General features: G+C 53.9%; 1 rRNA gene. It reads right to left on the bottom strand.

The features are described from left to right. Nucleotides 1–451, bottom strand: a 16S ribosomal RNA gene (locus tag HH110_RS19065); the annotation flags it as partial.

Genomic DNA, 451 nt, shown 5'->3' with positions numbered 1-451 from the left:
CTACAGGGGTATCTAATCCTGTTTGCTCCCCACGCTTTCGTGCATGAGCGTCAGTACAGGTCCAGGGGATTGCCTTCGCCATCGGTGTTCCTCCGCATATCTACGCATTTCACTGCTACACGCGGAATTCCATCCCCCTCTACCGTACTCTAGCTATGCAGTCACAAATGCAGTTCCCAGGTTGAGCCCGGGGATTTCACATCTGTCTTGCATAACCGCCTGCGCACGCTTTACGCCCAGTAATTCCGATTAACGCTCGCACCCTACGTATTACCGCGGCTGCTGGCACGTAGTTAGCCGGTGCTTATTCTTCAGGTACCGTCAGTAGTCGCGATATTCACGCCAACCGTTTCGTTCCGGACAAAAGAGCTTTACAACCCGAAGGCCTTCTTCACTCACGCGGCATGGCTGGATCAGGGTTTCCCCCATTGTCCAAAATTCCCCACTGCAG

This window comes from Stenotrophomonas sp. SAM-B, from assembly GCF_013387485.1.
In the GTDB taxonomy this organism is placed as follows: Bacteria; Pseudomonadota; Gammaproteobacteria; order Xanthomonadales; family Xanthomonadaceae; genus Stenotrophomonas; species Stenotrophomonas maltophilia_AA.
Note: the sequence above shows the minus strand (reverse complement) of the source record. Positions and strands in the feature narration are given on the sequence as shown.